Genomic DNA, 26,564 nt, shown 5'->3' on the forward strand with positions numbered 1-26,564 from the left:
CCGCCCGCCGACAACCCTTACTGGCAGGTGTACTCCTGGGCGACCTGGAACAGGTTCCCGGCCGCCGCGGCGGCATTGTTGTAGAGCGGGTCGCCGAAACCGACCTCCCGGTACGGGCCGTTGGGGCTGCACCGCACGCCGTTGCTGAACTCGTACGTGGTCAAGGCCGACAGCAGGCTGTCGTAGTAGGCGTCGGCGTAGCTCCAGACGGCGTAGCCCCGGAACGTGACGATCACCGGGATGGCCTCGGCGGCGGCCGTGACGGTCGTGGCGCTCTGCACGGTGGACGGCGCCGCGGACGCCGGTGACGTCACGCCGAGCGCGCCGACGGTGGCAAGTGTGGCACCGCCGACGAAGGCGCACAGCCGCTTGGCGATTCGCATGGGGTTCTCCTTCTGTCTGCCGCCCCGGGGGTCGGGGACGGTGTTCTCGGGTGAACTCGTGCAGATGATTCGTATCCCGCCAGCGGCGGTGAGCACAAAACCATTCGTGCGCTTCAGGTATGAATCTGCCTTGCTCGTCTTGGTCTGTGCCGATTCGTGGCCGGGATCTATAGGGGATCGCTCAGGATCGCCAGCTTCGTCGCGGGGTTCGGACTGCCACCGGCGGAGGGCGTTCTCGATGCGCCCCCCCACCACCGGTGCGCACCGAGCCATGACCGACGAGCTGTTCCGGTGGGATTCACAGAGCACCACGTCGGCGGCGTCGGCCACCGGGCAGCGCTACATCCACCACGCCGCGCGCGGCTCGACGGTGCACCTGTTCGTCCGTGAGTCCAAGGTGCACGACGGGAACCTGGGGGCACCGGCATACCTGTACGCCGGCCCGATGACCTACCGCGAGCACACCGGGGACCGACCGATGCGGATCATCTGGGAGCTGGCGCACCCGCTGCCCGCCGACATCTACACGACCGCCCGCGCTATCGCCGCGTAGGACGGCCTAGATCCACTCGGTTCCAGTGAAGTCGGGGTGAAAACTCAACGGGACAGCCCGACTTCACTGAAGCCGAGTGGATCAAGCGCCACCACTCGCGAGGCGGGCGAGGATCGCCTGGTTGGCGGTCCAGCCGTCCGGGAACTTCACCGGGACGTCCAGGTGCACCGTCTCCGTCGACGGGTGCGCGTCCAACAGCTCCGCGATCCCGGCCCGCGCCACCACCACGCACGCGTGCCGGTGCCGGGACGTCAGCACGCACAGCCGCCCCGACTCCAGGTGGAACGCGGTCGCGTCGCGCCGGCCGGAGAGCGGGTGCAGGACGATCGTCACGTCGTACTCCCGGCCCTGGAGCCGGTTGGCGGTGTCGACGGTGATGCCCGCGCCGGCCGCGCCGAGGCGGGCGCGGATGGCCGCGACCTGGTCGCGGTGCGCGGCCCCGACGGCGATCCGGTCCGCGGTGACCGGCGCGCCGGCCGGCGCGTGCTCGGAGACCGCGACCGGGCCGCGGGCCAGCACCCGCAGCGCCAGGTCCGCGCAGGCCGCGGTGGCCTCCGCGTCGGTACGCGGGGTGAAGCGCTCGGGCAGCTCGTACAGCGCCCAACCCGTCGACGCCGCGAGGTCGAGCGCCCGGTCGAGCCGGTCGGACGGGCCGGGCTCCACCAGACGCAACGCCCGGTCGAGAAGACCCGTGCCGGCGCGGAAGCCGGTGAACGGGTAGAACGCCTCGGCCACCACGGTCGCCGCCGACGCGGGTAGCCGCCACGACACCGGCAGCCGGTGCACCGGCAGGTCCGGGTTGTGCCGCAGCAGCACGGCCACGGCGGACTGCATCGGATCCCAGCTCAGGCCCGTCCAGCGCGCGGTGTCGACGGTGGCGAACGGGTCCAACTGCCCGGGATCGCCGACGAACAGCGCCCGTTCGAACCTGCCGGCCACGCGCAGCAGGGCGTCCGACCGCATCTGGTACGCCTCGTCGACGATCGCCCACGGCCAGCAGCCCTCGGTGACCGTGGCCCACTTGGCGGCCGTACCGATGATGACCGCCGGACCACCGAGGTCGGCGACCTTCGCGGCGACCCGGACCTGCTGGTGGCCCCGGATCCGCTCCGACGGCCGGTAGTCGGCGGCGGACAGCCGGCCGATCCGCAGCTCGGGGGCCTTGCGGGCGAGCCGGTCGGTGAGGTCGTCGACCTGCTCGTTGGTCTGCGCGACGATGATCAGCGGCTCGCCGGCGGCGGCCAGCTCGACGGCGGCGCGGACCACGAGGGTGGACTTGCCGGCGCCGGGCGGCGAGTCGACCACGACGCCGCGGTGGCGGCCGGCGCGAAGGTCGGTGAGGACGGCGGTGATGACGCGTTCCGCCTCGACCGCCGGCGGCACCGTCAGACCTGCGCGCATCGTCGGTGTCACCTCCCCTTGCGGTGTGTCCGGACCCTACCCAACGGACGAGTAACCGGGCGCATCGCGGGTACCCGCGGCGCAACAACCAGGAGGGCGGGTGGGACAGTGAAGTTCCTGGTCACGGCCAAGTACACCACCGAGGGGATCCGAGGGGTCGGCAAGGAGGGCGGGACGGTACGCGCCGAGGTCATCCGGGCGCTGATCGAGAACGCCGGCGGCCAGGTGGAGGCGTTGTACTTCGCGTTCGGTGAGTTCGACCTCTACATCCTGTGCGACCTACCCGATCACGTGACCGCCGCCGCCGTGGGCGTCGGCAGCCGGGCGGCTGGCGGGGTGGACGCAACCGTCGTCACGTTGCTGACGCCGGAAGAGATCGACACGGCGGCCCGGACCCCGGTCATGTACCAGCCGCCGGGCGGCTGACCCCGACCCGGGCCAGCCGGCCGATCGGCCGATCGGCCGAGAAGAAACGGAGATCGACGCAACATCTTGCCATTTCCCTGCGTTGATGCGAAGGATACGAGGGCGCTCGATCAGCGTGCACAGGCCCGGTCGGCTCCGTCCGAGCACCGGGTCTTCCCCACGATGAGGAGGTCCCATGGTCCGTCGCCGCTTTGCGGGAATAGCCGCCGGCGCCATCGTCCTGCCCTTGCTCGCCGTCGTGGCCCCCTCCGGCACGGCTTCGGCCAACCCCTCCGGTGCGGCCACCCCGCCGGCCACCGGCGTCGCCAGCGACGTCCGCCAACTCACCCGCAAGGACTTCACCCTCAACGGCAAGCCCGTCGAGGTACCCGCCCAGTACCAGGCCCGCGCCCAGGCCAAGCGGTCGCAGGCGCAGGCCGAGACGCCGCCGGTCGGCACCGTACGGCAGTGGCTGGCACTGGACGACTACAACGGCGAGATCTACTTCAAGGACTACACGCTGCGCGGCGTGGGCGAACACATCGAGGTGTGGGTCGCCAACGACACCGCGTTCCCGGCGGGCGACTGCCGCGCGCAGATCCCGGGTTCGACCGACGTCACCGACGCGCAGGTCGCAGACCTGGTCAACGAGTTCGACACCAACATGTACCCGAAGTCGACCGCCGCGTTCAGCACCCCGCCCGACCGGGACGGCAGCAACGCGTCCGTCGAGGGTGACTTCTCCGGCGCCGGCAACAAGACGGTCACCCTGGTCGACAACGTCCGGGACGACAACTTCTACGACTTCCCGGCCGCCCCCACGTACATCGCCGGGTTCTTCTTCTCGCTCTTCAACGAGCTGCTCGACCGCAACATCATGACGATCGACGCGTTCGACTGGGCGCACCGCACCGGTGCCAACCCGCCGAACGAGCCGACCGACGACCTGTGCACCAGCCGTCCCGCCCGCCCCGCCCTGTACGAGGGCACGTTCATCCACGAGTGGCAGCACCTGGCGCACTACTACACCGACCCGTTCGAGAGCATCCTGATCAACGAAGGGCTCTCCGACTTCGCCCAGACGCTCGGCGGCTACGTCGACGCCACGGCCACCGTCGACGAGCCCGGCACGGACAGCCACATCTACTGCTTCCAGGGCTTCGGCACGGTGCAGACGCCGTACAACACCAATCCACGGGACTGCGGTGGTCCGGAGAACTCCCTCAACCTCTGGGACGAGGGAAACACCTCCAGCGGGGTGCTGGCCGACTACGGCAACGCGTACTCGTTGATGTTGTACCTCTACGACCGGTACGGCCTGGACTTCATCTCGAAGCTGCACCGCGACGGTGACCTCCAGGGGCTGGCCAGCCTCGACGCGGCGCTGGAGGCCGAGGGCGTCCGCGACATGTACGACGTCATCCACGAGTACCAGACGATGAACCTGGTCGACCGGATCGTCGGCTCCCGGTTCGGCATCATGCTCGGCGCGGACAAGCGCAAGGTCACCACGGCCAGCCTGGACGCCACGGTCAACCTGGCCAACCCGGCCTCCTACGAGACCCCGGGCGCGGCACCGAACGGCGCCGACTACGTCCAGTTGCGCAAGGCCAGCGGCACCCCGCTCAAGGCGCACGAGCTGCGCTCGATCAAGTTCAACGGCGCCAAGGCGCTGCCGGCGGTCCCGCTGGCCTGGACCACGGTGACCGACGACCCGGACCGCCCGGGCAACTCGGTGATCTGGTCCGGCAACGGCAACAGCACCGACGCCGCCGCCGTCACGCCGGTGACCGTGCCGGCCGCCGACCCGACGCTGACCTTCCTCGCGAAGTACGGCGCCGAGACCGGCTACGACTACGGCTACGTCAGCGTGTCGACCGACGGCGGCAAGAGCTACACGATCATCCCCGGTGAGCAGACCGTCGCCGGTCCGCTCGGCCCGGCGCTGAACGGCACCACCGACGGGTTCCAGCCACACTCGTTCGACCTGTCGGCGTACGCCGGGCAGAGCGTGCTGATCAGCTTCCGGTACGTCAGCGACGGCGGCGTCAACGAGGGTGGCCTGCTGATCGACGACATCGCCGTCGGCGGCACGCTGGTCAGCGACGGATCGAGCCTGGCGGAGTTCGACTCGCCGACCGAGATCAGCCCGACCCCGGTGGCGAACTGGAACGTGCGGTTCGTCGGCATCGACGAGAAGAAGAAGCTGGCCTGGCAGTTCGAGGTGGACGGCAAGTCCAGCTTCACCCTCGGGGCCGCCCAGACGCTGATCCTGCGCGCCTTCCCGAAGGTGGTCGCCGTGGTCGCCTACGACGAGCCGACCGAGCAGGTGACGCAGTACGCGCCGTACTCGCTGAAGGTCAACAACGTCGTGCAGCCCGGTGGCGCGCCGCTGAGCTGACCCGACACCCCACGAAACTCCCGGCACCGCGGGCGCGGTGCCGGGAGTTTCGTCGTCGGGGTGTCGGGGGTGGGGGTTAGCGTGCCCACGACGACCCCGACCGGCCGGAGGCCCGCGCATGATCGACCACCTCGGCATCCAGGTCCGTGACCTGGCCGCCAGCACCGCCTTCTACGACACGGTGCTGGCCACGCTCGGCGCCCGCCGCATGCTCGACTACGGGGAGCACATCGGTTACGGCGCGACGCAGCCCGACTTCTGGATCAGCGCGGTCGAGGGCGACGGCGAGGGGCGGGAGTCGCACATCGCGTTCTCCGCGCCGGACCGGTCCGCCGTTCGGGCGTTCCACGACGCGGCCGTGGCGGCCGGCGCCGAGGTGCTGCACGCACCGAAGGTGTGGCCGGAATACCACCCGACCTACTTCGGCGCGTTCGTCCGCGACCCGGACGGCAACAACGTCGAGGCCGTCTGCCACGCACCGGAGTGACGATGGAGCAGCGGATCAGCCTGGTCACCCTGGGGGTGGCCGACGTGTCCCGGGCCCGGGCCTTCTACGAGCATCTCGGCTGGCACGGCCAGGAGGTCGAGGAGACGGCCTTCTTCCAGGCCGGCGGCCTGGCGCTGGTGCTCTGGGGACGGGCGAAGCTGGCCGAGGACGCGGGCGTGGCCGACAACGGCGGCGGGTTCGGCGGCCTGGCCCTGGCGCAGAACGTCCCTTCCCGCGCCGAGGTCGACGCGGTGCTCGCGGCGGCCTCGGCGGCCGGGGCGGCGGTGACCCGCCCCGCCCGGGAGACCTTCTACGGCGGCTACGCCGGCTGCTTCAGCGACCCGGACGGCCACGTGTGGGAGATCGCCTGGAACCCCGGCTTCCCGCTCGCCGCCGACGGCACCCTCACCGTCCCGGACTTCGGCACGCCCGGACCGCAGGACCCGGCGGACTGACCAGCCACGAAGGCGATCCGGTCATTCCCGAACGTCGCCCCCCGCCACGCTCGCCGGTTCCGGTGCCGTACGCGCGGCCGGGCGCTCGTCCCCATGCCCCGGCCACCACGCCCGGTGCCCGATCAGCGCGGTCAACGCCGGCACGAAGAACATCGACATGACGAACGCCGACAGCACGATCCCGATCGCCACCGCGAACCCCATCTGTTGCAGGAACGAGATCGGCGCGAGCATCAGCACCCCGAAGGTGCCGGCGAGGATCAGGCCCGCCGCGGCGACGGTCGGGCCGGCGTGCTCCACCCCGATGGCCGCCGCCCGGTGCGGATCGTTGCCCTCCCGCGCCTCCTCCCGCAGCCGCGCGATCATCAGGATGTTGTAGTCGGTGCCGATGGCCACCACGAACAGATAGAGGATGATCGGCAACTGGAAGGTGACGCCGGGCTCCCCCCGCACACCCTGGAAGAGGTAGACCGTCGCGCCCAGCGTGGCGGCGAAGTTCAGCAGCACCGCGATCACCAGGTAGATCGGTGCGACCAGGCTGCGCAGCAGCAGTGCGAGGATGAGCGCGATCAGGGCGGCCGCCACCGGCAGGATCACCGACAGGTCCCGGTTGTTGGCCGAGTTGATGTCGGCGAAGATCGCGGTGGTCCCGCCGACCAGCGCCCGGGTGCCGGGCGGGGCGGCGGCGTGCACGGCGTCGCGCAGGTCGTCGCGGACCAGCATGATCGCCTCGTTGGAGACCGGGTTCTCGTCGAGCAGCAGGTTGATCCGGGCCACGCTCGGGTCGCTGCCGCGCTCCGGTGGCTGCGCCTGCCCCACCCCCGGGACTCCCCCGGCCGCCGCCGCGAACTCGGTGACCTGCTGGTCGGTGAGCGGGGTGCCGTCGCCGGTGGTCAGGTAGACCTCGGTGGGGGCCAGGGCACCGGCGGCGAACCCACGCTGGAGATCCTGCGCGGCCCGCGCCGACTCGGTGTCCTGCGGGAACCCGGCGCTGAAGTCGTAGTCGGCCTTGTAGCCGAGCACACCGGCGGCGAGCGCGACCAGCAGCGCGCCGGAGGCCACCGCGACGAGCGCCGGACGGCGTCCGATGGCGGTGCCGAGGCGCCGGGACAGGGTCGCTTTCGGCGTACGCTGCCACGCCTTGGACGGCCAGAAGACGTAGCGGCCGAGCAGCGAGACGACCGCCGGGATCAGCGTGAGCGAGGTGATCAGCATGACGCCGACGGCGATCGCGAGCGCCGGGCCGAGGGAGCCGAAGAAGCCGAGGGAGGCCAGCAGCAGCACCAGGAACGCGACGATGACCGCCCCGGCGGCGGAGGTGATGACCTCGCCGACCCGCTGGACGGACACGATCATCGCGGTGCGTTTGTCGTCACCGGCGCGCAGCCGCTCGCGGTAGCGGAAGAGCAGGAACAGGATGTAGTCGGTGCCGATGCCGAACAGCACGATCAGCAGGATCGTCTGGAGGTCCTGACTGACGCTGAGGTCGAAGGCCTTGCCCGCGGCGGCGACGAGCCCGGTCGTGACGCTCATGACGACGCTGATCACCACGATGGGCATCAGCGCGGCGATCGGGCTGCGGAAGATGATCAGGATCAGTCCGATGATCAGGATGATCGTCGCGATGCCGACCACCGCGAAGGCGTCGTTGAAGGTGTCCTCGTTGTCGACGAAGCTCGCCACGTCGCCGGCCACGCCGGCGGTCAGTCCGCTGCCCTGGAGCGCCGGGCCGATGTCCGCCCGCAGCTCGCGTACGGCGTCGAGCAGCGCCGGGTCGTCCGGGGCGGGCGCGTCGAGCCCGACGTTGATGATCTGCACCGACCGGTCCGGCGCCACCGCCTGCGGGCCGGTCAGGTAGCCGGACGTCTGGGAGATGTTCTCGGCCTTGAGCGACTCGGCGAGCTGGCCCACCTTCGCCTCGTCCGCGGGGGTGAGCGGCTGCCCGTCCGCGCGCTCGACCACGATCACCGCCGTCGCGGTGGCCGCCTGCGGGAACGCCTTCTGCCCCAGCTCGGTGGCCTGCACCGACTCGTAGGAGCTGGGCAGGAAGCTCTCCTGGTCGGCGGAGGTGATGTCACCCAGTGACGGTGTGGTGAGGATGATGGCGACCGCCGCCAGCACCCAGCCGCCGATCACCCACCACGCCTTACCCACGACGAATCTGCCCAGCCGCTCGAACATCGTTTCCCCCGTGTGCTTCGCCTTGGTCGGGGGTCGGACCCTCGGCGCCACCCGCGCCCCGCCCGTCACAGTGCGGACGGCCCCGACCACCAGGCGTGTAGCCTACCGGTCCCACGCCATCCTTTTCGGACGTCGGCCGGTGTGCCGTGCCGTGCCGGGCGGGACGGGACGGGGCGGGACGAGTGGCGGCCGGGGTGGCGGCGGTCGAGCAGGGATGAGCGTGGACGGTCGCTTTCGAGCTGATGTCGTGGATGGATCAGTCCCGCCGCTCGATGCGTGATGTCGTTTACCACTCAGCTCGAAAGGGACCGTCGCCGGTGACCCTCGGTCCACCGGGACCCGATCACCACGTCGGCGCGGGCGGCGTCGCGGAAGGCAGCGCGGAAGGCCGCGCGGAAGGCCGCGCGGAAGGCCGCGCGGAAGGCAGCGCGGAAGGCAGCGCGGAAGGCAGCGTGGGAGGCAGCTCGGCACCGACCGGCGCCGGGCCGGCAGGGACCGGGCCGGGACGGGCCGGCAGGGACCGGGCCGGGACGGGCCCGACCCGGCCCCGGGGCGCAGCCTGCTCAGGCCAGCGCCTCCAGGTCGGCCATCTCGGTCACCCGGCGCACGTCGACCTCCACCTCGCCGAGCGAGGCGGTGAAGATGTCGGCGTACCGCCGGGCCCACTCCACGGCCTCGGCCTTGTCGCGGACCTCGACCATGAGGAACCCGGCGATCAGTTCCTTGGTCTCGGTGAACGGCCCGTCGGTGACGGTCGTCCGCCCGCCGGTGGCGGTGATCCGGGTGGCGTCCTCCTTGCTGGTGGGACGCAGCCCGTCGCCGGCCAGCAGCACTCCGGCGTCGGTCATCTCCTGGACGAACGCGCCCATGGTGGCGATGAAGGCGGCGTCCGGCGAGTAGGCGGCCGGGTTGTTCTGGTCCAGCTTGTGCATGATCATGAAACGCATCGGTGGTTCCTTCCACGAAGTGGTCCGTCACTGACCCGTCGAGCGGCACCGACCGGATCCGACACCGTCGACGAAAGCTTTCAGCGGCTCGGCGCGAGACCCCGCGCGCAGTCGGCGGCACGCGAGCGCAGCAGGGCCCGTTCGCGCTCGTTGCCGGTCATCTCCGCCGCCCGGGTGAACTCGGCGCCCGCCTCGTCGTAGCGCCCCAGCTTCGCCAGCAGGTCGCCGATCACGCTGGGCAGCAGGTGGTACCCGGCCAGCGCCGGCTCGTCGACCAACGCCCGCGCCACCGCCAGGCCGGCGGCCGGGCCGTCGGCGAAGGACACCGCCACGGCCCGGTTCAGCTCCACGACCGGCGACGGCGCGACCCGGGCCAGCTCCGCGTAGCCGGCCGCGATCCGCGCCCAGTCCGTCTCGGCGGGTGTCCGTGCCCGCGCGTGGCAGGCCGCGATCTCCGCCTGGAGGGCGTACGGGCCGGGCGGGCCGTCCACGGCACGGGCCCGGTCCAGGGCGGCCAGGCCCCGGCGGATCAGCAGCCGGTCCCAGCGGCGCCGGTCCTGGTCGAGCAGGAGGATCGGCTGACCCTGCGCGTCGACCCGGGCGGCGGTGCGGGACGCCTGGATCTCCAACAGGGCGGCCAGCCCGTGCACCTCGGGCTCGTCGGGCATGAGGCCCTGGAGGATGCGGGCCAGGCGCAGCGCGTCGGCACACAGTTGCGGGCGCATCCAGTCGTCGCCGCGGGTCGCCGAGTAGCCCTCGTTGAAGATCAGATAGACGACCTCCAGCACGCTGGCGAGCCGTTCGCCGCGCTCCTCCGGGCCGGGCACCTCGAACGGCACCTTCGCGTCGGAGAGGGTCTTCTTCGCCCTGGTGATCCGTTGGGCGATGGTGGACTCCGGCACCAGGAAGGCGCGGGCGATCTCCTCGACCTTCAGCCCGCCGATCACCCGCAGGGTCAGCGCCGCCCGCGCCGGCGGCGTCAGCACCGGGTGGCAGGCGGTGAACACCAGCCGGAGCAGGTCGTCGGTGATCGGCTCGTCCAGCGCGGCGTCGAAGTCCGGGGTGAACCGCTCGTCGCCCAGTTCGCGGCCGAGTTCGGCGACCTTGCGGTCGAGCAGCGTACGGCGGCGCAGCCCGTCGATCGCGCGCCGCTTGCCGACCGCCGTCAGCCAGGCCCCCGGGTTGGTCGGCACCCCGTCGCGCGGCCAGGTCTCCAAGGCGGCGACCAGCGCGTCCTGCGCCAGTTCCTCGGCCCAGCCGACGTCCCGCACCAGGCCGGCCAGTGCGGCGACCACCCGACCGGACTCGATCCGCCAGACCGCCTCGACCGTGCGGCGCACCTCGGAGACCCCCATGACCGACAATCACAGCAGCCGGGCCCCGGTCAGGCAACGCGACCGGCGGGCGCGGCGGGAGGCGGTCAGTTCCGGAACGTGTGCCGTACGCCACCGTGCGAGCCGCAGGCGCGTGGACTGCCGCCGGCCAGGCTGACCGAGCCGTCGCCGCACTGCACCAGGTATCCGCGGCCGGCCCAGAACTCCGGCACGCAGTCGAGGTGGTCGCACACCGCCACGGCGGGCTCGCGGATCCGCTCGCCGGCGCAGAAGCCGTACCCCATCGGATTGTCCGGCGCGCCGCAGAGCCGGTCGCGGGCCGGCGTCGGCGTGGCCGCGCCGGAGCTGCGCTTCGGACCGGCGACCGCGGGTGCGGCCGGGCGGGCCGGCGTGCCCGGCGCGGGCGTCGCGGCGACCGCCACCTCCGACGTCGGGTCGGACGGGTCGGACTCCAACAGCGCGACGGGCACCAGCAGGGCGATTCCGGCGGCGATGGCCACCGTGCGACGGCCACCGGGCACGAACCCGGTCAGCCGGGCCTGCGCCGGGGTGGCGATACCCGGCCGGAACGGCTTGAGCTGCGCGTGCTCGGCGATCGCCTCGTCGAGCTGGGCGATCACCGCCGGCCGCTGCTCGATCGCGTCGGCGAACGCCAGCGTCAGCTTGAACCGGAAGTCGGCCGCCACGTCGGCGGGGAGCATCACCCCGGAGGCCCGCCGCCGGTCGAGCACCTGGATCAGGGTGACCGGCGCCGCCGGGTCGTGGGCCAGGCCGGTCATCTTTCCGTACGCCCAGTCGCGCCGGCCGCGACCGCCCAGCAGCACCAGTCGGCGGCTGGTGATGACCGCCATCCCGGCGTCGGCGATCCGCGTCCCGTCGGCGCGGCGGGACCGCATCGGCGTACCCTGCGGGGCGACGGTCAGGTCCGGTGCCGGGAGCACCGCCGTGTGTCGCACCTCGACCAGCTGCGCCGCCGGCAGCACCCAGAACACCACCTCGTCCCCGGCCAGTTCCAGGGGCAGACCGGCGCCGGCGGCGGCCGAGCCGGTGAAGTCCTCGGCGAGCGTACGCAGGCGCCGCAGCTCCTCGTCCCGCCGCCGCCATGTCTCGTCGGCGTCGCGGAATGCCCGCTGCCGCCGTTCGTTCTGCCGGTGCGCCCACCGGTACCGCCATGTGGAACCCGTCGAATCAGTCCTTGCCATGCCGACTCCTCCGCCGTGCAGGCCACCAATCGGGGTGTTACCGGGATAACTCCGCCGGACACCGGACAGCGACGGGCAGGAAAGCGCAAATTACCCAATCGGTGGAGCAACCCGGACGATAGGCCGGTTTCGCTGCGTCGATTCATGTCGGTCGGGCGTGTCGGGGGGACCGACTCCCGTTCGCCGTGCGGCTCCGCGGGGGCGTCGGTAACGTCAGGCGCGACGTCCCGGCGGGTACGACGAGGGGGTGAGTCGGTGCGCGACACGACCCCGGCCATCGTGATCGGTGTCGATCTCGGGACGACCAGCACCAAGGCCGTCGCGTACGACATCAACGGCGACCAGGTGGCCCACCACTCCGTCGGCTACCCACTGGACGAGCCGCAGCCCGGCTGGGCCGAGCAGGACCCGCACGCCATCTACGCCGCCGTCGTCGAGTCGATCCGCACCGTCGCCGCCGAGCTGGCCGGCCGGCCGGTCGCCGGGCTGTCCTTCAGCAGCGCGATGCACAGCCTGATCGGGCTCGATGCGGCCGGCCACCCGCTCACCCCGTCGATCACCTGGGCCGACTCGCGGGCCGCCCGGCAGGCCGAGCGACTGCGGGCGGTCCCCTCCGGGCTGGCCCTGCACCGCCGCACCGGCACCCCGATCCACCCGATGGCGCCGCTGCCCAAGCTGCTCTGGTACGCCGAACAGGAACCGGTGCTGTTCGCCACCGTCGCGCACTGGGTCGGCATCAAGGACTGGGTCCTGCTGCGGCTCTGCGAGGTGCTGATGACCGACCACTCGATCGCCTCGGCCACCGGGCTGATGGACATCTTCCAGCTCGCCTGGGACGCCGAGGCGTTGGGGATCGCCCGCATCACCGAGGAGCAGTTGCCCGAACTGGTACCCACCACCACCGTGCTGCCCGGTCTCACCCCGGAGGCCGCCGCCGCGACCGGCCTGCCCCGGGACACGCCCGTCGTGGTCGGTGCCGGTGACGGCCCGCTGGCCAACCTCGGGCTCGGCGCGGTCGCCCCGGGCGTGATGGCCTGTTCGATCGGCACCAGCGGCGCGCTGCGGGTGATGGTCGAGCACCCCGGCGTCGATCCGCTCGGCGGCGTCTTCTGCTACGCCCTGACCGAGCACCGCTGGGTGGTCGGCGGGGCGATCAACAACGGCGGGATCGTGCTCGGCTGGGCCGGCGACGCGCTCGCCCCCGAACTGGGCGACAACGCGGAGGAGGAACTGCTCGCGCTGGCCGCCCAGGCACCCGTCGGCTCCGGCGGGCTGATCATGCTGCCGTACCTGCTCAGCGAACGCGCGCCACACTGGAACGCGCTACCACGCGGCGCGTTCGTGGGGTTGACCCACGGGCACCGCCGAGCCCACCTCGTACGGGCCGCGCTGGAGGGGGTCTGCCAGCAGTTGGCACTGGTGCTCGCCTCGGTGCGGGCCGCCGGCAACGAGGTGCGGGAGATCCGGGCCAGCGGCGGCTTCGCCCGCAGTCCGCTGTGGCGGCAGATGCTCGCCGACGTGCTCGGCATGCCGGTGCGCTTCCCCGCCGGGCACGAGGGCTCCGGCTTCGGCGCGGCACTGCTCGGCATGCAGGCGCTCGGGCTGGTCGCGTCCATCGACGTCGCCGCCGACCTGGTGGAGATCTCCGAGACCGTACGCCCCGACCCGGCCGCGTCCGCCACGTACGCGGCGCTGCTGCCCCTCTTCTCCGAGTTGTACGACGCGCTGGTGCCGACGTTCACGTCGCTGCGCCGGCTCGCCCCCGGCCTGCCGTCGGAGCCCAACCCCACGCCGCCACCGTCGTAGTGCCGACCGGCCCCGCCGCCGGACGTTTCCCTCACCCGCCGCCGCAAAGGTCGTGAGATCCGATGATCACTCTCGCCGCACCGGCCGAATCCCTCACCGACGCCGGCAACACCCAGCTCGTCGTCGCCGCCCTGCTCGGCATCGCGGCGGTGGTGGTGCTGATCGCCTGGGCCAAGGTGCACCCGTTCCTGTCCCTCATCCTCGGCGCGGCCGTGCTGGGCGTCGTCGCCGGCGCCGCGCCCGAAAAGATCGTCACGTCGTTCAGCGGCGGGGTCGGCTCCACCGTCGGCAGCGTCGGCCTGCTGATCGCCCTCGGCGCGATGATCGGCGGGCTGCTCGCCGAGTCCGGTGGCGCCGACGGCATCGTCAACCGGATCGTCGGGCGGGTCTCCGGTGGCGCGCTGCCCTGGGCGATGGCCGGCGTGGCCGCACTGATCGGCCTGCCGTTGTTCTTCGAGGTCGGCGTGGTGCTGCTGGTGCCGATCGTGCTGCTGGTCGCGATCCGCACCGACATACCCCTGATGAAGCTCGGCATCCCCGCGCTGGCCGGCCTGTCGGTGCTGCACGGCCTGGTGCCGCCGCATCCCGGCCCGCTGGTGGCGATCTCCTCGCTCGACGCCGACCTGGGCCTCACCCTCGGGCTGGGGCTGCTCGTCGCCATCCCCACCGTGATCATCGCCGGCCCGGTGTTCGGCAACATCATCGCCCGCTACGTGCCGGCCACCGTCCCGCTGGACCTGCTGCCCACCCGCCGCGACAGCGGACCCCGGCAGACCGAGGCCGCCGCCCAGCGGAACGTCGACGGCGACCTGCTCACCGACGACGACCTGCTGAACCCGGGCACCGGCCGACCCGGCGCCCCGGTCGACGACACCGGCACCGAGACCTCCCGGCGCACCCCGGCCTTCTGGCCGGCGGTGATCACCGTGCTGCTGCCGGTGGCGCTGATGCTGCTGCGGGCGGTCGGTGAGCTGCTGCTGGACGAGGGCACCACCGCCCGGCAGGCGCTGGACATCGCCGGCACCCCGATCGTGGCGCTGCTGGCCGGCGTCATCGTCGCCATGTTCACCCTCGGCTACCAGGCCGGCTTCAGCCGTACCCAGGTGTCGTCGGTCCTCGGCGGATCGCTGCCGCCGATCGCCGGCATCCTGCTCATCGTCGCCGCCGGCGGCGGATTCAAGCAGGTGCTGGTCGACGCCGGCGTGGGCGACCTGGTCGCCGACGCGGCCAACGGGGCGAACCTCTCCCCGCTGCTGCTGGGTTGGCTGGTCGCGGTCGGCATCCGGGTCGCCACCGGCTCGGCCACCGTCGCCACCATCACCGCCGCCGGCATCGTCGCGCCGCTCGCGGGCAGCCTGGACCGGCCCGGGGTGGCGCTGCTGGCACTGGCCATCGGCTGCGGCTCGCTGTTCTTCTCGCACGTCAACGACGCCGGCTTCTGGCTGGTGAAGGAGTATTTCGGGCTGACCGTCGGGCAGACCATCAAGAGCTGGTCGGTGATGGAGACGATCATCTCGGTGGTCGGCTTCCTCGGTGTCCTGCTGCTCGACCTGCTGCTCTAGCCGGCGCCACCGTCCCGACCGCCCCCACCCCGACACGTCCGGCGGGTGCGGTCAGGGTGCCTCGACACCGGAGATCAGGAACCGGTGCACCTCGGCGCCGCGGATGGCCGCCGCCTGGTCGTCGCTCGGCCCGGACCCACGGAAGGTGAGCAGCTGCTCCTCGGACTCCCAACGCTCGTACACGTTGATCCGGCCCGGCTCGACCAGGTCCGGCCCGATGGCGAAGTCGACGCAGCCCGGCGCGGACCGGGCCGCCCGGACCACCGGGACGCACCCGGCGAGGTAGTCCTCCCGGGCCTCGGGGTCGACGTACAGACTTCCGGCGACGATGAACACGCTGGACCTCCTGGTGTGACGGCTGTCCGGCCATCCTCCACCGAGGGTGTGACACCGTCCGCGGCTTCCATGACGGTCGATCCTTGCGTACGCTGGCCAAAAATCGATCGACGGCGATGCCGTCGGGCCGGGGGTGACCTGTGCGGTCGGTGTTGTCGAGGCGGACACGGTTCCGGTTGGTCGGCGCGGTCACGGCGGTCGCCGCCCTGACGGCCGCGACCACGCTGGTGCACCTGGCGGGTGTCCCGCCGTTGCCGGTGGCGGTCGAGGAGGAGGAGAATCCGGCCGCGCCGGCCGAGTGGATGTGGGCCCAGCGGGCCAACGCCGACGGCTCGATCCCGGCGACCGCGTACGAGGAGGCCCTCGCCCAGAGCCGGACGCTGGAGAACGCGACCCGGCGGGGCGATCCCCAACTGACCGGCGTGCGCTGGCGGCAACTCGGCCCGACCAACATCGGCGGGCGGCTCATCGACGTGGTGCTCGACCCGACCAGGCCGGGCACGGTCTACGTGGCGGCCGGCACCGGCGGCGTGTGGCGGAGCACCGACGGCGGCGCGACGCTGACCAGCGTCTGGTCCGACGACCTGCCCCAGTCGATGGGGGCGCTGGCCGTCGCGCCCGACGGCACCCTGTACGCGGGGACCGGCGAGCCCGACCACGGCGGCGGCGGGTCCTACTACGGCACCGGGCTCTACCGCTCCACCGACGGCGGGGCGACCTGGACGAGCCTCGGGCTGACCGAGACCGGCGCGATCGGCCGGATCCGGATCGACCCGACCGATCCACGGCGGATCGTGGTCGCCGCGCAGGGCCGGTTGTTCGACACCGGCGGCGACCGGGGCGTCTTCCTGACCACCGACGGCGGCGGGACCTGGAAGCGGGTCCTCGACGGGTTGAACGACTCCACCGGCGCGATCGACGTCGCGATCAACCCGGCCGACCCGGACATCCTGCTGGCGGCGATGTGGGACAAGCTCCGCTACCCCGACGGCCGCGAGTACGGCGGCCCCGGCTCCGGCCTGCACCGCTCCACCGACGGCGGTGCGACGTGGACGCGGATCGGGGCGCCGCTGCCGGCCGCCGAGAGCGAGCCCGGTCGCATCGGCGTGGCGTTCGCGACCGACCGACCGACCCGGGCGTACGCGATCACCAACGACCGGATCGGCAACCTGACCGGCTTCTTCGTCTCCGACGACGCCGGAGCGACCTGGACCCGGCGGACCGCCGGCGAGCCCGCGCTGGACGCCGCCGACGGCGGGTTCGCCTGGTGGTTCGGCCGGCTGTGGGTGGACCCCGCCGACGCCGACCACGTCTTCTCCGCCGGCGTACCGCTGATGGAGTCGCACGACGGCGGCCAGACCTGGGTGACCGGCCAGGGCATCCACGTGGACCAGCACGCGATGGCCTGGGACCCGCACAACCCCGGCCGGGTGTACGTCGGCAACGACGGCGGGCTCTACTGGAACGACCAGGGTGGCAACGTCATCGGCACCTGGACGGCGGCCTCCGTGCAGCCGTACATGCAGTTCTACTCGATGGACGTGAGCACCCAGGACCGCTCCCGTGCCTCCGGCGGCACCCAGGACAACGGGTCGCTGCGCTCCTGGGGCGGCGCCGACTGGAACCTGTACCGGGGTGGCGACGGGATGATGAACCGGATCAACCCGGTCGACCAGGACAACGTCTACGCCTGCTCGCAGAACGGCGGCTGCGCCCGTTCGGACGACGGCGGCGACACGATGACCTCGATCCGGTCCCGGTTCGCCGGCACCCGGTTCAACTGGGTCGCACCGCTGGAGATCGCCCAGGGCGCGCCGGACACCGTCTACTTCGGGTCCAACGTGCTCAACCGCTCCGACGACCGGGGCCGCACCTGGCGGGCGGTCAGCCCGGACCTGACCGGCGGTCCGACGCCGCGCAACGCCACGTCGTACGCGACGATCACCACGATCGGCATCGCGCCGACCGACGAGGACACCGTGTACGTCGGCACCGACGACGGCCACCTGTCGGTGACCCGGGACGGCGGGGCGACGTGGACGAGGGCGACCGATCCGGACCTGCCCGACCGGTGGGTCACCCGGGTCACCGTCGACCCGGGGAACCCGGCCGTGGCCTGGGTGACCTACTCCGGGTTCCGCTGGGAGAGCGAGACCCAGCCGCACGTGCTGATGACCACCGACGGCGGGGCGAGCTGGCGCGACGTCTCGGGGAACCTGCCGCAGGCGCCGGTCAACGACGTGATCCGGCACCCGACGAAGCGGGGCTGGCTCTACGTCGGCACCGACATGGGCGTCTTCTTCAGCCCCAACCTGGGCCGCACCTGGCTGCAGGTCGGCGCGAGCTTCCCCGCCGTGCCGGTCCAGGACCTGCACTTCCACGCCCCGACGAAGACGCTGTTCGCGGCGACGTTCGGTCGCGGCATCCTGTACGCCCCGATCAGCGGCTAGACCGTGCCCGGCGTGGCCCCGGCGGACGACCCGCCGGGGCCACGGCGCGTCAGGCGCGGCTGATCGCGTTGGCGTGGATGGCCTCGGCGACGTACGCGGCCATGCCGGGCCGGATCTGCTCGAAGTACGCGGTGAACCTCTCGTCCGCCACGTACATGTCGGCCAGGCCGGTGTGCACCTCGTACGAGCAGTCGTAGAACCACCGGGTGATGAGCTGCCGGTGCTCCTCGGCCAGCGCCATCGCCGCCGGGCTGTCGGCCGGCGCACCCGAGGCCATCACCTCGACGAACCGCCGCCCCCAGTCCTCGTTCTCGGCCTTGTTGCGCAGCCAGTCCTCCTTCGAGTAACCGGCGGTGCGCCGGGACGACTCCCGGTACGCGTCGCTCTCGCCCCAGCGTTCCCGTGCCTCGTCCTCGTACGTGTCCGGGTCGAAGTCGCCGAAGACCTCGAACCGCTCCTGCGGGGTCAGCTTGATGTTCATCCGGCGTGCCTCCATCGCCATCTCGATCGCCGCGACCATCTCCTGGAGTTTCCCGATCCGTCCGGTCAGCAGCTCGTGCTGGCGGCGCAGGTGCGCACTCGGGTCGGCCGTCGGGTCGTCCAGGATCGCGGCGATCTCGTCCAGGGGGAACCCCAGCTCCCGGTAGTACCGGATGAGTTGCAGACGGTCCAGGTCGGCGTCGTCGTACCGACGGTAGCCGGCGGAGCTGCGCCCGCTCGGCGAGAGCAGCCCGATCTCGTCGTAGTGGTGCAGCGTCCGCACCGTCACCCCGGCGGCCCTGGCCACCTGTCCCACCGTGTACGCCATGGTTCCCCCTCCCTTCCGTCAACGAGGCTCCCGCCTTCCGTTACGGGAGGGTCAAGCGGAAGCCTCGTCGGCGGAGGTTCTACTGCACCGTGACGTTGTCCACGTACACCGCCGAGGTGCCGCCGGCTCCGCCGGCCGGTACGAACTGCACGCCGATCTCACGGACGTCGCCGGGGTTGGCCACCGCGGCCAGGTTGAGCGTCAGGGCGGTGCCGCCGGAGCCGACGGTGACCGCGCCGCCGTCGAACCACTGCCACCCGCCGCCGGTCTTCACGTACAGCTTGGCCTGGGTGCCCGCCCCGTGGTTGCCCCACGGGGCGATCCGCGCGGTGGCCCGCAGCGTGCTCCGCCCGGCGAGGCTGGTCGTGACGGTCCGGCGCAGATAACTGGCCCCGGCCGCGAGGTTGACGTCGGCCTTCAGCGACCAGCTTCCCTGACCGGCCCACTCGTTGACCCGCCACGGGCCACCGGTGACGGTGGTCCCCGCCCAGCCCTCGGTTGACGACTCGAAGCCGTGCAGCAGGGTGCCGCCGGCCGGCGGCGGAGTGGTCGGGGTGCCACCGCCGGGCTCGACGATCGTGCCGAGGTCGACCTCGCCCCGGTTGAGGGTCCAGGCGTTGCCGAAGAGGGTCCCCGCGCCGGAGTTGCGGGCCGGCCCCCAGCCGTCGTTCCAGGCCAGGAAGTAGGTGGTCCGGGGGTAGTTCTGCTGGAACGCGGTGATCCACCGGCCGTAGTCGAAGGAGCCCTGGCTGTCCGGGCCGATCTCGGAGAACGCGAACGGCTTGCCCAGCCCGACCAGCTCGTTGTAGGCGGACTGGATGCCGGACGCCTGCGGGTTGTCGTCGTACGCGTCCACCCCGACGACGTCGACGTAGGCGGCGCCCGGGTAGTAGGCGGTGCGGTTGCCCCGGCTGAAGTCGGCCGAGTAGACCCAGATCAGGTTGTCCAGCCCCTTGGTGGTGGTCAGGTAGCCGTACATCTGCTGCCAGACCTGCCGGAACGTGTTGGCGTCCCGGTTGCCCCACCAGAACCAGTCGCCGTTGACCTCGTGGAACGGCCGGAACAGCACTGGTACGCCGGCGTTCTCCAGGTCCTGGAGGCCCTGGGCCATCTTGTCCATCAGGGCCCGCCAACGGGCGCCGGCGGGTGTGCCGGGGTTGAGCAGGTCGGCGAAGTTGCCCATCGGGGTGTTCAGCCCGCCGCCGTTGGCGTTGGCCGGGCTGGGCAGGTGCACGCTTATGGTGACCAGGCCGCCGGAGTTGTGCCAGGACTTGAGGCTGCTGTTGCAGGACCAGTCGACGAGCGCGGTGATGTCGTTGTTGGTGGCCCAGCCGGAGCCGTAGTCGCAGCTGAGGAAGGCCGGGTACTGCCCGGTGGCGTTGCGCAGTTCCTCGGTCTGGGCGAGCGAGAAGCCGCTGTTGCTGTAGCCGCCGAAGAAGCCGGAGGCGATCCGGTTGCTGCCCCGGTTGGGCAGGTGGGCCAGCCAGTTCAGCACGTTGCGGGTGGCCGGGGAGGCGTTCGGGTTGGCGGGGGCGACGGTGTGCGCCTGGGCGGGAGCGACGGCGGTCAGGAGGGACGCGGACACCAGGGCGGTGGCGGCGGCGCTCAGCGCGAGGCGCAGTCTTCTGCTTCGCATGGTCACCTGTTTCGGGTCGGGGGCGGTGGTGGTGGTGGAACCCCGGGTTCTCCACCAGTTCACCCCTGAACCGGTTAAGTTTCAAGTATGTAAATGTATCGACCTCCCTACGCTGGGTCGACCTCGGCCGGTGGGCCACCGTGCGTCCACGGCGTCTCGTCCACCGCCGGGAACGTCGCCACCGGCAGGTACCCGTCGGAGAGCGTGGTCAGGCACACCCGCTCCCCCACCTCCGGAACCGTGCCCGGGGGCGCGGTCAGCCCACGCCCCATGCCGCCGGACAGCTCCACCACCACCTCGGTCTTGCCGTCGCCCGGAGTCACGAACACCACCCGCGCCTTCTGCCCCGGCCGGGCCGGCGACCACAGCGTCGCGCCGACCGGCACCGCCACCGGCTCGGTGGTCACCACCTGCACGCGCGGGCGCAGCACCGGCCGCTTGCCGCTGTCGTCCACCCGTTTCGGGTCGGCGAGGGTCACCATGCCGACGAACGCCTCCCCGGCCAGCCGGTGCTCCGCCATGACCAGCGGATCGTCGTAGGCGCGCTGCACCGCGTACGACGCCGCCGCCCGCTCCAGCCGGTGCAGCCGCTGGGCCGCCGCCACCGCGCCGTCGCGACGCGGCTGCGGTCCGCCCCCGGCGTCGACGTGCTCGGCGTACCCGGTGAAGGCGTCCTTGTCACCGTCCCACCGGACGGCCACCCGGGCGCCCGCCGGCAACGACCGGAGCAACCCCACGCCACGCCACATCAGCTCCCAGGTGGGCGCGAGCTGATCGCGCAGCAGTCCCTCCAGCTCCGCGTACGCCTCGACGCGCGCCGCCTCGTCGGTGGCCTCCGCGTACCGGGCCATCGCCGGGGCGAGCACGTCGTTGTCGAAACCCGGATCGGTGGCCGGCCCGGCCGGCGGGCACACCGACGGGTCCTCCGCCCGGGCCGCGGCCCGCGCCCCGGTCAGCCCCGGCGGCGGGTCGATCCAGCCGAGCAGCGCCGGCAGGTGCAGATCCTCCACCGCGCTCTGCCCGGTCGCCCAGTGCAGCGTCAGCGCGTCGGTCATCGCCAGCAGCGCCGACGAGCCGGGCTGCTCGGCCCGCTCGGCGAAGAAGGTCAACCACCGGCCGAGCAGGGGCACCGACGGGTGCACCGGGTACTCACCGTCCGGCCGGCGGAACCGGGTCGACCGGCCGAACAGCCGCAGGAACGTCACCCCGGCCGGGTTCGGTACGAGCAGCTGCGGCGCGTCGGCGTACCGGTGCCGGACGTCCCGGCCCCGGTCCACCGGCACCGCCTCGGTGACGGCCCGGAACCCGTCCAGGTGGTCGAGCAGGATGCCGGCCAGCTCGGCGGCGAAGGCGAAGCGCTGGTCCCGGTTGCGGGGCTGCGGGACGATCAGCAGCCGCGCCCGCTTCGGTGCCGCGCCGACCAGTACGGCGAGCGGGGCGTTCGCCTCACCGGCCAGCGTCAGCGGCACCAGCACCAGTGGCCGCTGGGCGAGGTGCAGGTGCCGGACCGTGGCCACCGGCTGGGCCCGCCCGGCGGCGAGCGCCTGCGCCTTGGCCAGCGCGCGCAGCGTACTCACGCGGGCCGTCCGGTGGCGACGGTCGGGCCGGGCGTACTCATGCGGCGTCCCCGGTCAGGGCGTCGGCGCGCAGGCGGGCGGCGGCCCGCAGCAGCGCGGCGGCCTCCTCCCGCTCCGGGTCCGGGGCGTGCTCGCCGGCGGCCAGCGCCAGCACCTCGGCCACCGACGCGACGCCGCCGAGTGCCTCGCGGACCGGCCGACCCAGCACGGCGGTGTGGCCGCCCGCCTCGTGCCGGCAGAAGTACGCCAGCTCGCAGGCGGCCAGGCACTCCGGCGCGTAGCGGGCCTCCACCCGGGACAGCGCGGCGCGCAGCGCCGCCGGATCGGCGGTCGGGTCGGCGGTGAAGTCCGCCGGCACCGTGGCGAGCAGCGTGTCCAGCCGGGCCATCCGGTCCAGTTGCCGGCGCAGGACCAGCAGTTGCTTGCGCACGTCGACCAGACTGGCCACCGGCTGGTTGGCGAAGTCGCGCGGGCAGACCAGCACCACCTCGTGCGACACCAGTTCCGCATCCCGCCCGGCGGCGGCCAGCAGGTCGCGCAGGGCCAGCACGTACACGGCGGACTGGATCGCGGCGGCCGACACCTTCGCCGGGTCGGCCTGGCCGTCGATCACCGGGAACGACTTGATCTCCACCACGTGGAACCGGCCGGCGAGCCGGGCGGCGACCAGGTCCGGCTCCAGGTGCACCCGCCTCCCGCCGACGTCCAGGGCGAGCAGCGGATGGTCGAACAGCGCCGCACCGCTGCCGTCGGCGGTCAACGCGGCCCGCGACCGGTCCCGCCGGTCCGGCAGGTCGTCCGCGCCGCCCAGGTCGGTCCAGGTCGCCGAGTCCGGCACCGGTACGCCGAGCCGCTCCGCGACCAGCCGCAGCAACTCCGTCCCGCCGTCGGCCTTGACCTGGGCCTCGAACGCGTTGCCCCGGGTGATCGCGAAGCGGGACTGCCCGAACCGGGCGGGAAAGCCGATCCGCTCGGCCAGCGCCGGCTTGTCCACGCCGGCCCCGTCGAGGACCGCCCGTCGGGTACAGCCCGGGTTGCCGGTCAACGCGGCGATGGTCCGCGCGTTGTGCCGCCGGGCCGGACCACCGCCCCGGATCGCGGCCAGTCGCGCCTCGTTGCTCGTCACGATCCGCCACCTTAGTGAAAGGAAGGGCCCCCTGTTAACGCCTCGCGTAGAGGAAGGGTCCCCTGTTAACGCCTCACCGACGCGCGACGGCCTCAGGGAACGGCGACCGGTGTGGCCGGCTCCCGGATCGGTGCGGGACGCCGGACCAGCACCGCCACCACCACCGCGGCCAGGCCGGCGAACGCCGCCATCGTCCAGAGCACGATCCGCAGGCCGCCGGTGAAGCCCGGATCGGCGAGCCGGCCGCCGGTGGTGCTGGCCAGCACCGCGCCGACGATCGCGATGGCCACGGTCTCGCTGGCCAGCCGAGCCGTGTTGATCATTCCGGCGCCGGTGGCCGCGCGATCAGCCGCGACGCTGCCGATGGCCAGCGCGTCGAGCAGCCCGATCGACAGGCCGATCCCGACGCCGATGGTCAGCAGCGGGCCGGCCAGGGCAGCCGCGTCGGAGGCCGGCGCGAGCACCGTCGTCCAGGCCGCGCCCACCGCGACCACCGCCACCGACACGACGATCACCGCCACCGCCGGTACCCGCCGGGTGAGCGCTCCGGCCAGCAGCGGCAGCACCACGGTCGGAGCGGTGAGCAGGATCAGCGTCGCCCCGGCCGCGCCGGGCCCCATCCCGACGACCGTGGTGAGGTACGACGGCAGGTAGACCAGCAGCGGCACGAGCACCGCGACGGTGGTGGCCGCCGCCAGGCAGATGCCGAGGAACCGGGGGCTGCCCAGCAGGGACAGGTCGAACATCGGCTCGGCGCGCCCGCGCTCCACGCGGACGAAGAGCACCAGCAGCACGGGCGCGGCGACGAACGCGCCGACGATCGTCGGGTCGGACCAGCCGTGCTCGGGTCCCTGTACGAATCCGTAGATGAGCAGCAGCAGCGCGGCCGTGAACGACACGGTTCCCGGCCAGTCGACCCGCCCGGGGCGCGCCGGCCGGGAGTCCGGCAACAGCGGGGACAGCAGCAGGACCACCACGGCGGCCAGGGCCGGCGCGGCGAACACGGCCCGCCACCCGAAGGCGTCTATGAGCAGGCCGGCCATCGACGGGCCGAAGGCCAGGCCGACGCCGATGGTCGTACCGAAGACGCTGAACACGCGGGCCCGGGACGCGCCGTGGAACCGGCCGGCGAGGATCGCCGAGGCGCTGGTCGCGGCGGCGGCCGCGCCGATGCCGGCGACCACCCGCGCGGCGTCCAGCAGCACGATGTCACCGGCGACCGAGGCGACCAGACCGGCGGTGGCGAAGACCGCCACACCGGCGACGAAGACGCGGCGCCGGCCGAACAGGTCGGCGAGCGCGCCGGCGGCGAGCATGAAGCTGGCAAAGGTGGCGTTGTACCCGTTCACCACCCACTGCACGGCGGCCAGTCCGGCGTCCAGGTCGCGGCCGATGTCCGGCAGGGCGACCGACGCGCCGGTCAGCGAGACCGGCAGCGACAGGGTGGACAGCAGGACGATCACCAGCACGACGGCCGGGTGGTTGCGCACGGCTCCCCCGTTCTTCGCGGCCGCCCCAGGCTAGTCGTCACGACTCGGCCGGGCGGCCCGTTCGGGGTGGAGATCACATGCGGTGGCTCACCGGCCGGCGGAGCGGTTCCAGGGCGAGCGGGGCAGCGTGGTGCCGGCCGTCGGGCGGAGCTGCCGACGGCGTCGACGCCGTCCAGGGGTGCACGGCGGCCGGGAGACGGTGTGCACCGGCGCGACGGGTTGCCGCCCGATCAACCAGCAGAGGAAGCGGGCCATCTCCGCCTCAGCCGACCGGAAGGTGCTGCGCCGCGGACTTCGGTACGTCGTACTGGGCCCCGCAGAAGGTGCACTGCTGGAGGTAGCGGGTGCGGATGGGGATCAGCGGGACGAAGAACAGGCTGAACTTGGTCGAGCGGCGGGTGACGACCTGTGCCGCGTGGTTGCCGCAGTTGCGGCACACCTGCTGCACGACGCCCGACCGGGTGACCTTGGTGCGGAGACCGAAGATGAAGAACATCGCCCGCCATTACCCACTTCCACCCGCCGAATCACCTCCGTCCCGGGGCCGGTCCACCGGTGGTGGCTCGGCCCCGGGACGGTCGGGTCGGCACGCGGCGTCAGCCCGCCGCCGGCTCCAGGCCGGGCACCTCGACCGAGAGCCAGATCGATTGCCAGTCCGCCATCTCGTGGAAGCGGCGCAGCTCGGCCAGCCCGGAGACCGACCCGGCCCAGGCGCTGTACGGGGGGTGCTGCTCGTCGAAGCCGCTCTGCACGAAGGTGAGCGTGGTCTTTCCCTGCGACTCGGCCAGCTCCCAGGTGGTGACACCGATCGGTCCCCAGTCCACGGACATCCGCCGGCCCGGGTCGAGGTCGACCACCTTGGCCGCGTGACCGGACTCGAAGCCGCCCATCGCGTACCGGCCACCGACCCAGGGCTCGATGCCGATCGGGTAGCCGAACCAGGCGCTGGCCTGTCCGGAGTCGGTGAGCGACTCCCACACCTTGTCGGCGGGGGCCGCGATGACCAGCTCGCCGCGCAGCTCGGCGGAGGTGAAGTCGGTCTTCGGCAGCAGCGGCTGCCCCTCCAGGTGGGCGGCCAGGTTGGCGAGCGACAGCGCCCAGAAGGTCTGCAGGACGCCGATGGTGCTGCCACTCGTCGCCGCGGCGAAGTCGACGTGGCTCTGCTCCAGGGTCAGCACGGTCGCGTCGGGCCCGTCCTCGGCGAGGGCGAACCCGGTGGTGGTCTCGACCCCGTCGAGCAGCCAGGAGAACCGCAGCGAGTGGTCGTCGACGTGCAGGAGGCGCTGGTGCGGGGCGTCGCCCTCGGGGGTGTGCCGCCCCCAGAACGCGTACCGCGCGGGTAGCTCGACCTCGACCTGCTCGGCCAGCCAGACGCGCAGCTCGGCCGGGTCGGTCAGGGCGCGGTGGACGGTCGCGACGGGCGCGGCGAGGCGGACGCGGAGGATCATCTGGTCAGTCACGGTCGGTTCCCTTCGGGTAGACGGCCACGGCGAGCTTGAAGGCGTCTCCCTCGGCGCCGCCGTAGCGCGTGAACAGGTCCTGCAGGGTCGCCTGCAGGTCGTGCAGGAACTGCTGGCGGTGCTCCGGGGGGACCCGGATCTCGCCGGACACCCCGACCGAGGGGAGTTCTCCGGCGGTGCGGTCCAGCGCGGCGACGTCGGCCTGGACCTCCTCCATCAGGTCGAGCAGGTAGCCGAGGCTCAGCTCGTCGCGCACCCGGCGGCCGCCGATGCGCCCCACCAGGCGGGGGGACAGCCAGTAGGACCGGGCGACGGCCTGGTAGATGCCCTCGTTGATGCCCCGGACCCGGCGCTCGTTGACCAGCTCCACCAGGCCGGCGGCGACCAGCTGCTTGACGTGGTAGTAGACCCGCTGGGGGGTCTGCTCCATCCGGGCCGCGATCTCGGTGCACGTGCGCGGCTCGGCCAGCTGCCGGAGGATCTCGACACGCTGCGGCTTGAGCAGGGCTTCGGCCTGCTCGATCTGCTCCAGGTACAGGACGTCTCTCATGGCAAAATCAGTTT

The 26,564-nt window shown here is 72.6% G+C and carries 22 protein-coding genes and 1 pseudogene; 8 read left to right on the forward strand and 15 right to left on the reverse strand.

Translation table 11 applies throughout. From position 1 onward, the window contains the following. Positions 1 to 17: 17 nt before the first annotated feature. Positions 18 to 383: a hypothetical protein gene (locus D7223_RS08900; RefSeq protein ID WP_120726917.1), complete on the reverse strand. Its 366-nt coding sequence runs from the start codon at positions 381 to 383 to the stop codon at positions 18 to 20. 244 nt (positions 384 to 627) lie between these two features. On the opposite strand from D7223_RS08900, the pseudogene D7223_RS08905 reads away from it, so the two are divergent. Beyond that, positions 628 to 936, forward strand: a pseudogene (locus tag D7223_RS08905) (DUF3427 domain-containing protein); the annotation flags it as partial. Between the two features lie 81 nt (positions 937 to 1,017). Here D7223_RS08905 and D7223_RS08910 read toward each other — a convergent pair. Next, positions 1,018 to 2,337: an AAA family ATPase gene (locus D7223_RS08910; protein WP_120726919.1), complete on the reverse strand. Its 1,320-nt coding sequence runs from the start codon at positions 2,335 to 2,337 to the stop codon at positions 1,018 to 1,020. A gap of 108 nt (positions 2,338 to 2,445) precedes the next feature. Here D7223_RS08910 and D7223_RS08915 point away from each other — a divergent pair, with 108 nt between their 5' ends. From D7223_RS08915 to D7223_RS08930, 4 genes are all read left to right on the forward strand, one after another. Continuing rightward, positions 2,446 to 2,763 carry a GYD domain-containing protein gene (locus tag D7223_RS08915; protein WP_120726921.1) on the forward strand — a complete coding sequence of 106 codons (318 nt, stop codon included), beginning with the start codon at positions 2,446 to 2,448 and terminating at the stop codon, positions 2,761 to 2,763. A gap of 175 nt (positions 2,764 to 2,938) precedes the next feature. After that, complete coding sequence (locus D7223_RS08920; RefSeq protein WP_120726923.1) at positions 2,939 to 5,143, forward strand: choice-of-anchor J domain-containing protein; 2,205 nt, start codon at positions 2,939 to 2,941, stop codon at positions 5,141 to 5,143. A gap of 118 nt (positions 5,144 to 5,261) precedes the next feature. Next, on the forward strand, positions 5,262 to 5,630 hold the full coding sequence (locus tag D7223_RS08925; RefSeq protein WP_120726925.1) for a VOC family protein: 369 nt from the start codon (positions 5,262 to 5,264) through the stop codon (positions 5,628 to 5,630). A 2-nt stretch (positions 5,631 to 5,632) separates the two neighbouring features. Beyond that, positions 5,633 to 6,085 carry a VOC family protein gene (locus tag D7223_RS08930; protein ID WP_120726929.1) on the forward strand — a complete coding sequence of 151 codons (453 nt, stop codon included), beginning with the start codon at positions 5,633 to 5,635 and terminating at the stop codon, positions 6,083 to 6,085. Positions 6,086 to 6,106: 21 nt separating this feature from the next. Here D7223_RS08930 and D7223_RS08935 read toward each other — a convergent pair whose 3' ends face one another. From D7223_RS08935 to D7223_RS08950, 4 genes are all read right to left on the reverse strand, one after another. Further along, positions 6,107 to 8,266 (reverse strand): MMPL family transporter, encoded by a 2,160-nt coding sequence (locus tag D7223_RS08935; protein ID WP_120726931.1) that lies wholly within the window; start codon positions 8,264 to 8,266, stop codon positions 6,107 to 6,109. A 563-nt stretch (positions 8,267 to 8,829) separates the two neighbouring features. Further along, entirely contained in the window at positions 8,830 to 9,213 is a 384-nt protein-coding gene (locus tag D7223_RS08940; RefSeq protein WP_120726933.1) for a YciI family protein, read from the reverse strand. An 80-nt stretch (positions 9,214 to 9,293) separates the two neighbouring features. Further along, the gene (locus tag D7223_RS08945; protein WP_120726935.1) at positions 9,294 to 10,568 is read right to left on the reverse strand and encodes an RNA polymerase sigma factor; all 1,275 of its coding nucleotides are present in this window, start codon (positions 10,566 to 10,568) and stop codon (positions 9,294 to 9,296) included. Between the two features lie 65 nt (positions 10,569 to 10,633). Then, positions 10,634 to 11,749, reverse strand: a complete 1,116-nt coding sequence (locus D7223_RS08950) for a hypothetical protein (protein WP_120726937.1) — start codon at positions 11,747 to 11,749, stop codon at positions 10,634 to 10,636. Positions 11,750 to 12,004: 255 nt separating this feature from the next. On the opposite strand from D7223_RS08950, the gene D7223_RS08955 reads away from it, so the two are divergent. After that, entirely contained in the window at positions 12,005 to 13,555 is a 1,551-nt protein-coding gene (locus D7223_RS08955) for a gluconokinase (RefSeq protein ID WP_238161735.1), read from the forward strand. Positions 13,556 to 13,617: 62 nt separating this feature from the next. Further along, complete coding sequence (locus D7223_RS08960) at positions 13,618 to 15,117, forward strand: GntT/GntP/DsdX family permease (protein WP_120726941.1); 1,500 nt, start codon at positions 13,618 to 13,620, stop codon at positions 15,115 to 15,117. A gap of 51 nt (positions 15,118 to 15,168) precedes the next feature. Here D7223_RS08960 and D7223_RS08965 read toward each other — a convergent pair whose 3' ends face one another. Further along, positions 15,169 to 15,453 carry a putative quinol monooxygenase gene (locus D7223_RS08965; protein WP_120726944.1) on the reverse strand — a complete coding sequence of 95 codons (285 nt, stop codon included), beginning with the start codon at positions 15,451 to 15,453 and terminating at the stop codon, positions 15,169 to 15,171. Positions 15,454 to 15,605: 152 nt separating this feature from the next. Between D7223_RS08965 and D7223_RS08970 the strand changes: the two genes are divergently transcribed. After that, positions 15,606 to 17,903, forward strand: a complete 2,298-nt coding sequence (locus D7223_RS08970; protein ID WP_147442466.1) for a WD40/YVTN/BNR-like repeat-containing protein — start codon at positions 15,606 to 15,608, stop codon at positions 17,901 to 17,903. 49 nt (positions 17,904 to 17,952) lie between these two features. On the opposite strand, the gene D7223_RS08975 is transcribed toward D7223_RS08970, so the two are convergent. The 8 genes from D7223_RS08975 to D7223_RS09010 all read right to left on the reverse strand — a co-directional run bounded on the left by D7223_RS08975 (position 17,953) and on the right by D7223_RS09010 (position 26,550). Further along, a complete protein-coding gene (locus D7223_RS08975) occupies positions 17,953 to 18,711 on the reverse strand; it encodes a MerR family transcriptional regulator (RefSeq protein WP_120726949.1) in 759 nt (252 codons plus the stop codon). A gap of 79 nt (positions 18,712 to 18,790) precedes the next feature. Further along, positions 18,791 to 20,347, reverse strand: coding sequence for a glycosyl hydrolase (locus D7223_RS08980; protein ID WP_120727153.1), 1,557 nt, complete (start codon positions 20,345 to 20,347; stop codon positions 18,791 to 18,793). A 107-nt stretch (positions 20,348 to 20,454) separates the two neighbouring features. Next, on the reverse strand, positions 20,455 to 21,924 hold the full coding sequence (locus D7223_RS08985; protein WP_120726951.1) for a hypothetical protein: 1,470 nt from the start codon (positions 21,922 to 21,924) through the stop codon (positions 20,455 to 20,457). A gap of 37 nt (positions 21,925 to 21,961) precedes the next feature. Next, positions 21,962 to 23,050, reverse strand: a complete 1,089-nt coding sequence (locus D7223_RS08990; RefSeq protein ID WP_120726953.1) for a hypothetical protein — start codon at positions 23,048 to 23,050, stop codon at positions 21,962 to 21,964. A 92-nt stretch (positions 23,051 to 23,142) separates the two neighbouring features. Continuing rightward, entirely contained in the window at positions 23,143 to 24,540 is a 1,398-nt protein-coding gene (locus D7223_RS08995; protein ID WP_120726955.1) for an MFS transporter, read from the reverse strand. A gap of 262 nt (positions 24,541 to 24,802) precedes the next feature. Then, positions 24,803 to 25,036 carry a zinc-ribbon domain-containing protein gene (locus tag D7223_RS09000; RefSeq protein ID WP_120726957.1) on the reverse strand — a complete coding sequence of 78 codons (234 nt, stop codon included), beginning with the start codon at positions 25,034 to 25,036 and terminating at the stop codon, positions 24,803 to 24,805. 100 nt (positions 25,037 to 25,136) lie between these two features. Further along, positions 25,137 to 26,000 (reverse strand): SRPBCC family protein, encoded by an 864-nt coding sequence (locus D7223_RS09005; protein ID WP_120726959.1) that lies wholly within the window; start codon positions 25,998 to 26,000, stop codon positions 25,137 to 25,139. Continuing rightward, positions 25,993 to 26,550 carry a winged helix-turn-helix domain-containing protein gene (locus D7223_RS09010; protein ID WP_120726961.1) on the reverse strand — a complete coding sequence of 186 codons (558 nt, stop codon included), beginning with the start codon at positions 26,548 to 26,550 and terminating at the stop codon, positions 25,993 to 25,995. Before D7223_RS09010 ends, D7223_RS09005 begins: the two co-directional genes overlap by 8 nt. Positions 26,551 to 26,564: the final 14 nt, after the last annotated feature.

Source organism: Micromonospora endolithica (assembly GCF_003626595.1).
GTDB classification, from domain to species: Bacteria; Actinomycetota; Actinomycetes; order Mycobacteriales; family Micromonosporaceae; genus Micromonospora; species Micromonospora endolithica.

Excerpts from the sequence above, each read along its gene's own strand:
- D7223_RS08960 (WP_120726941.1), top strand. The coding sequence starts at position 13,618 with ATGATCACTCTCGCCGCACCGGCCGAATCCCTCACCGACGCCGGCAAC.
- D7223_RS08945 (WP_120726935.1), bottom strand. The coding sequence starts at position 10,568 with ATGGGGGTCTCCGAGGTGCGCCGCACGGTCGAGGCGGTCTGGCGGATC.
- D7223_RS08940 (WP_120726933.1), bottom strand. The coding sequence starts at position 9,213 with ATGCGTTTCATGATCATGCACAAGCTGGACCAGAACAACCCGGCCGCC.
- D7223_RS08950 (WP_120726937.1), bottom strand. The coding sequence starts at position 11,749 with ATGGCAAGGACTGATTCGACGGGTTCCACATGGCGGTACCGGTGGGCG.
- D7223_RS08930 (WP_120726929.1), top strand. The coding sequence starts at position 5,633 with ATGGAGCAGCGGATCAGCCTGGTCACCCTGGGGGTGGCCGACGTGTCC.
- D7223_RS08925 (WP_120726925.1), top strand. The coding sequence starts at position 5,262 with ATGATCGACCACCTCGGCATCCAGGTCCGTGACCTGGCCGCCAGCACC.
- D7223_RS08935 (WP_120726931.1), bottom strand. The coding sequence starts at position 8,266 with ATGTTCGAGCGGCTGGGCAGATTCGTCGTGGGTAAGGCGTGGTGGGTG.
- D7223_RS08910 (WP_120726919.1), bottom strand. The coding sequence starts at position 2,337 with ATGCGCGCAGGTCTGACGGTGCCGCCGGCGGTCGAGGCGGAACGCGTC.
- D7223_RS08920 (WP_120726923.1), top strand. The coding sequence starts at position 2,939 with ATGGTCCGTCGCCGCTTTGCGGGAATAGCCGCCGGCGCCATCGTCCTG.
- D7223_RS09010 (WP_120726961.1), bottom strand. The coding sequence starts at position 26,550 with ATGAGAGACGTCCTGTACCTGGAGCAGATCGAGCAGGCCGAAGCCCTG.
- D7223_RS08980 (WP_120727153.1), bottom strand. The coding sequence starts at position 20,347 with ATGCGAAGCAGAAGACTGCGCCTCGCGCTGAGCGCCGCCGCCACCGCC.
- D7223_RS08975 (WP_120726949.1), bottom strand. The coding sequence starts at position 18,711 with ATGGCGTACACGGTGGGACAGGTGGCCAGGGCCGCCGGGGTGACGGTG.
- D7223_RS09000 (WP_120726957.1), bottom strand. The coding sequence starts at position 25,036 with ATGTTCTTCATCTTCGGTCTCCGCACCAAGGTCACCCGGTCGGGCGTC.
- D7223_RS08900 (WP_120726917.1), bottom strand. The coding sequence starts at position 383 with ATGCGAATCGCCAAGCGGCTGTGCGCCTTCGTCGGCGGTGCCACACTT.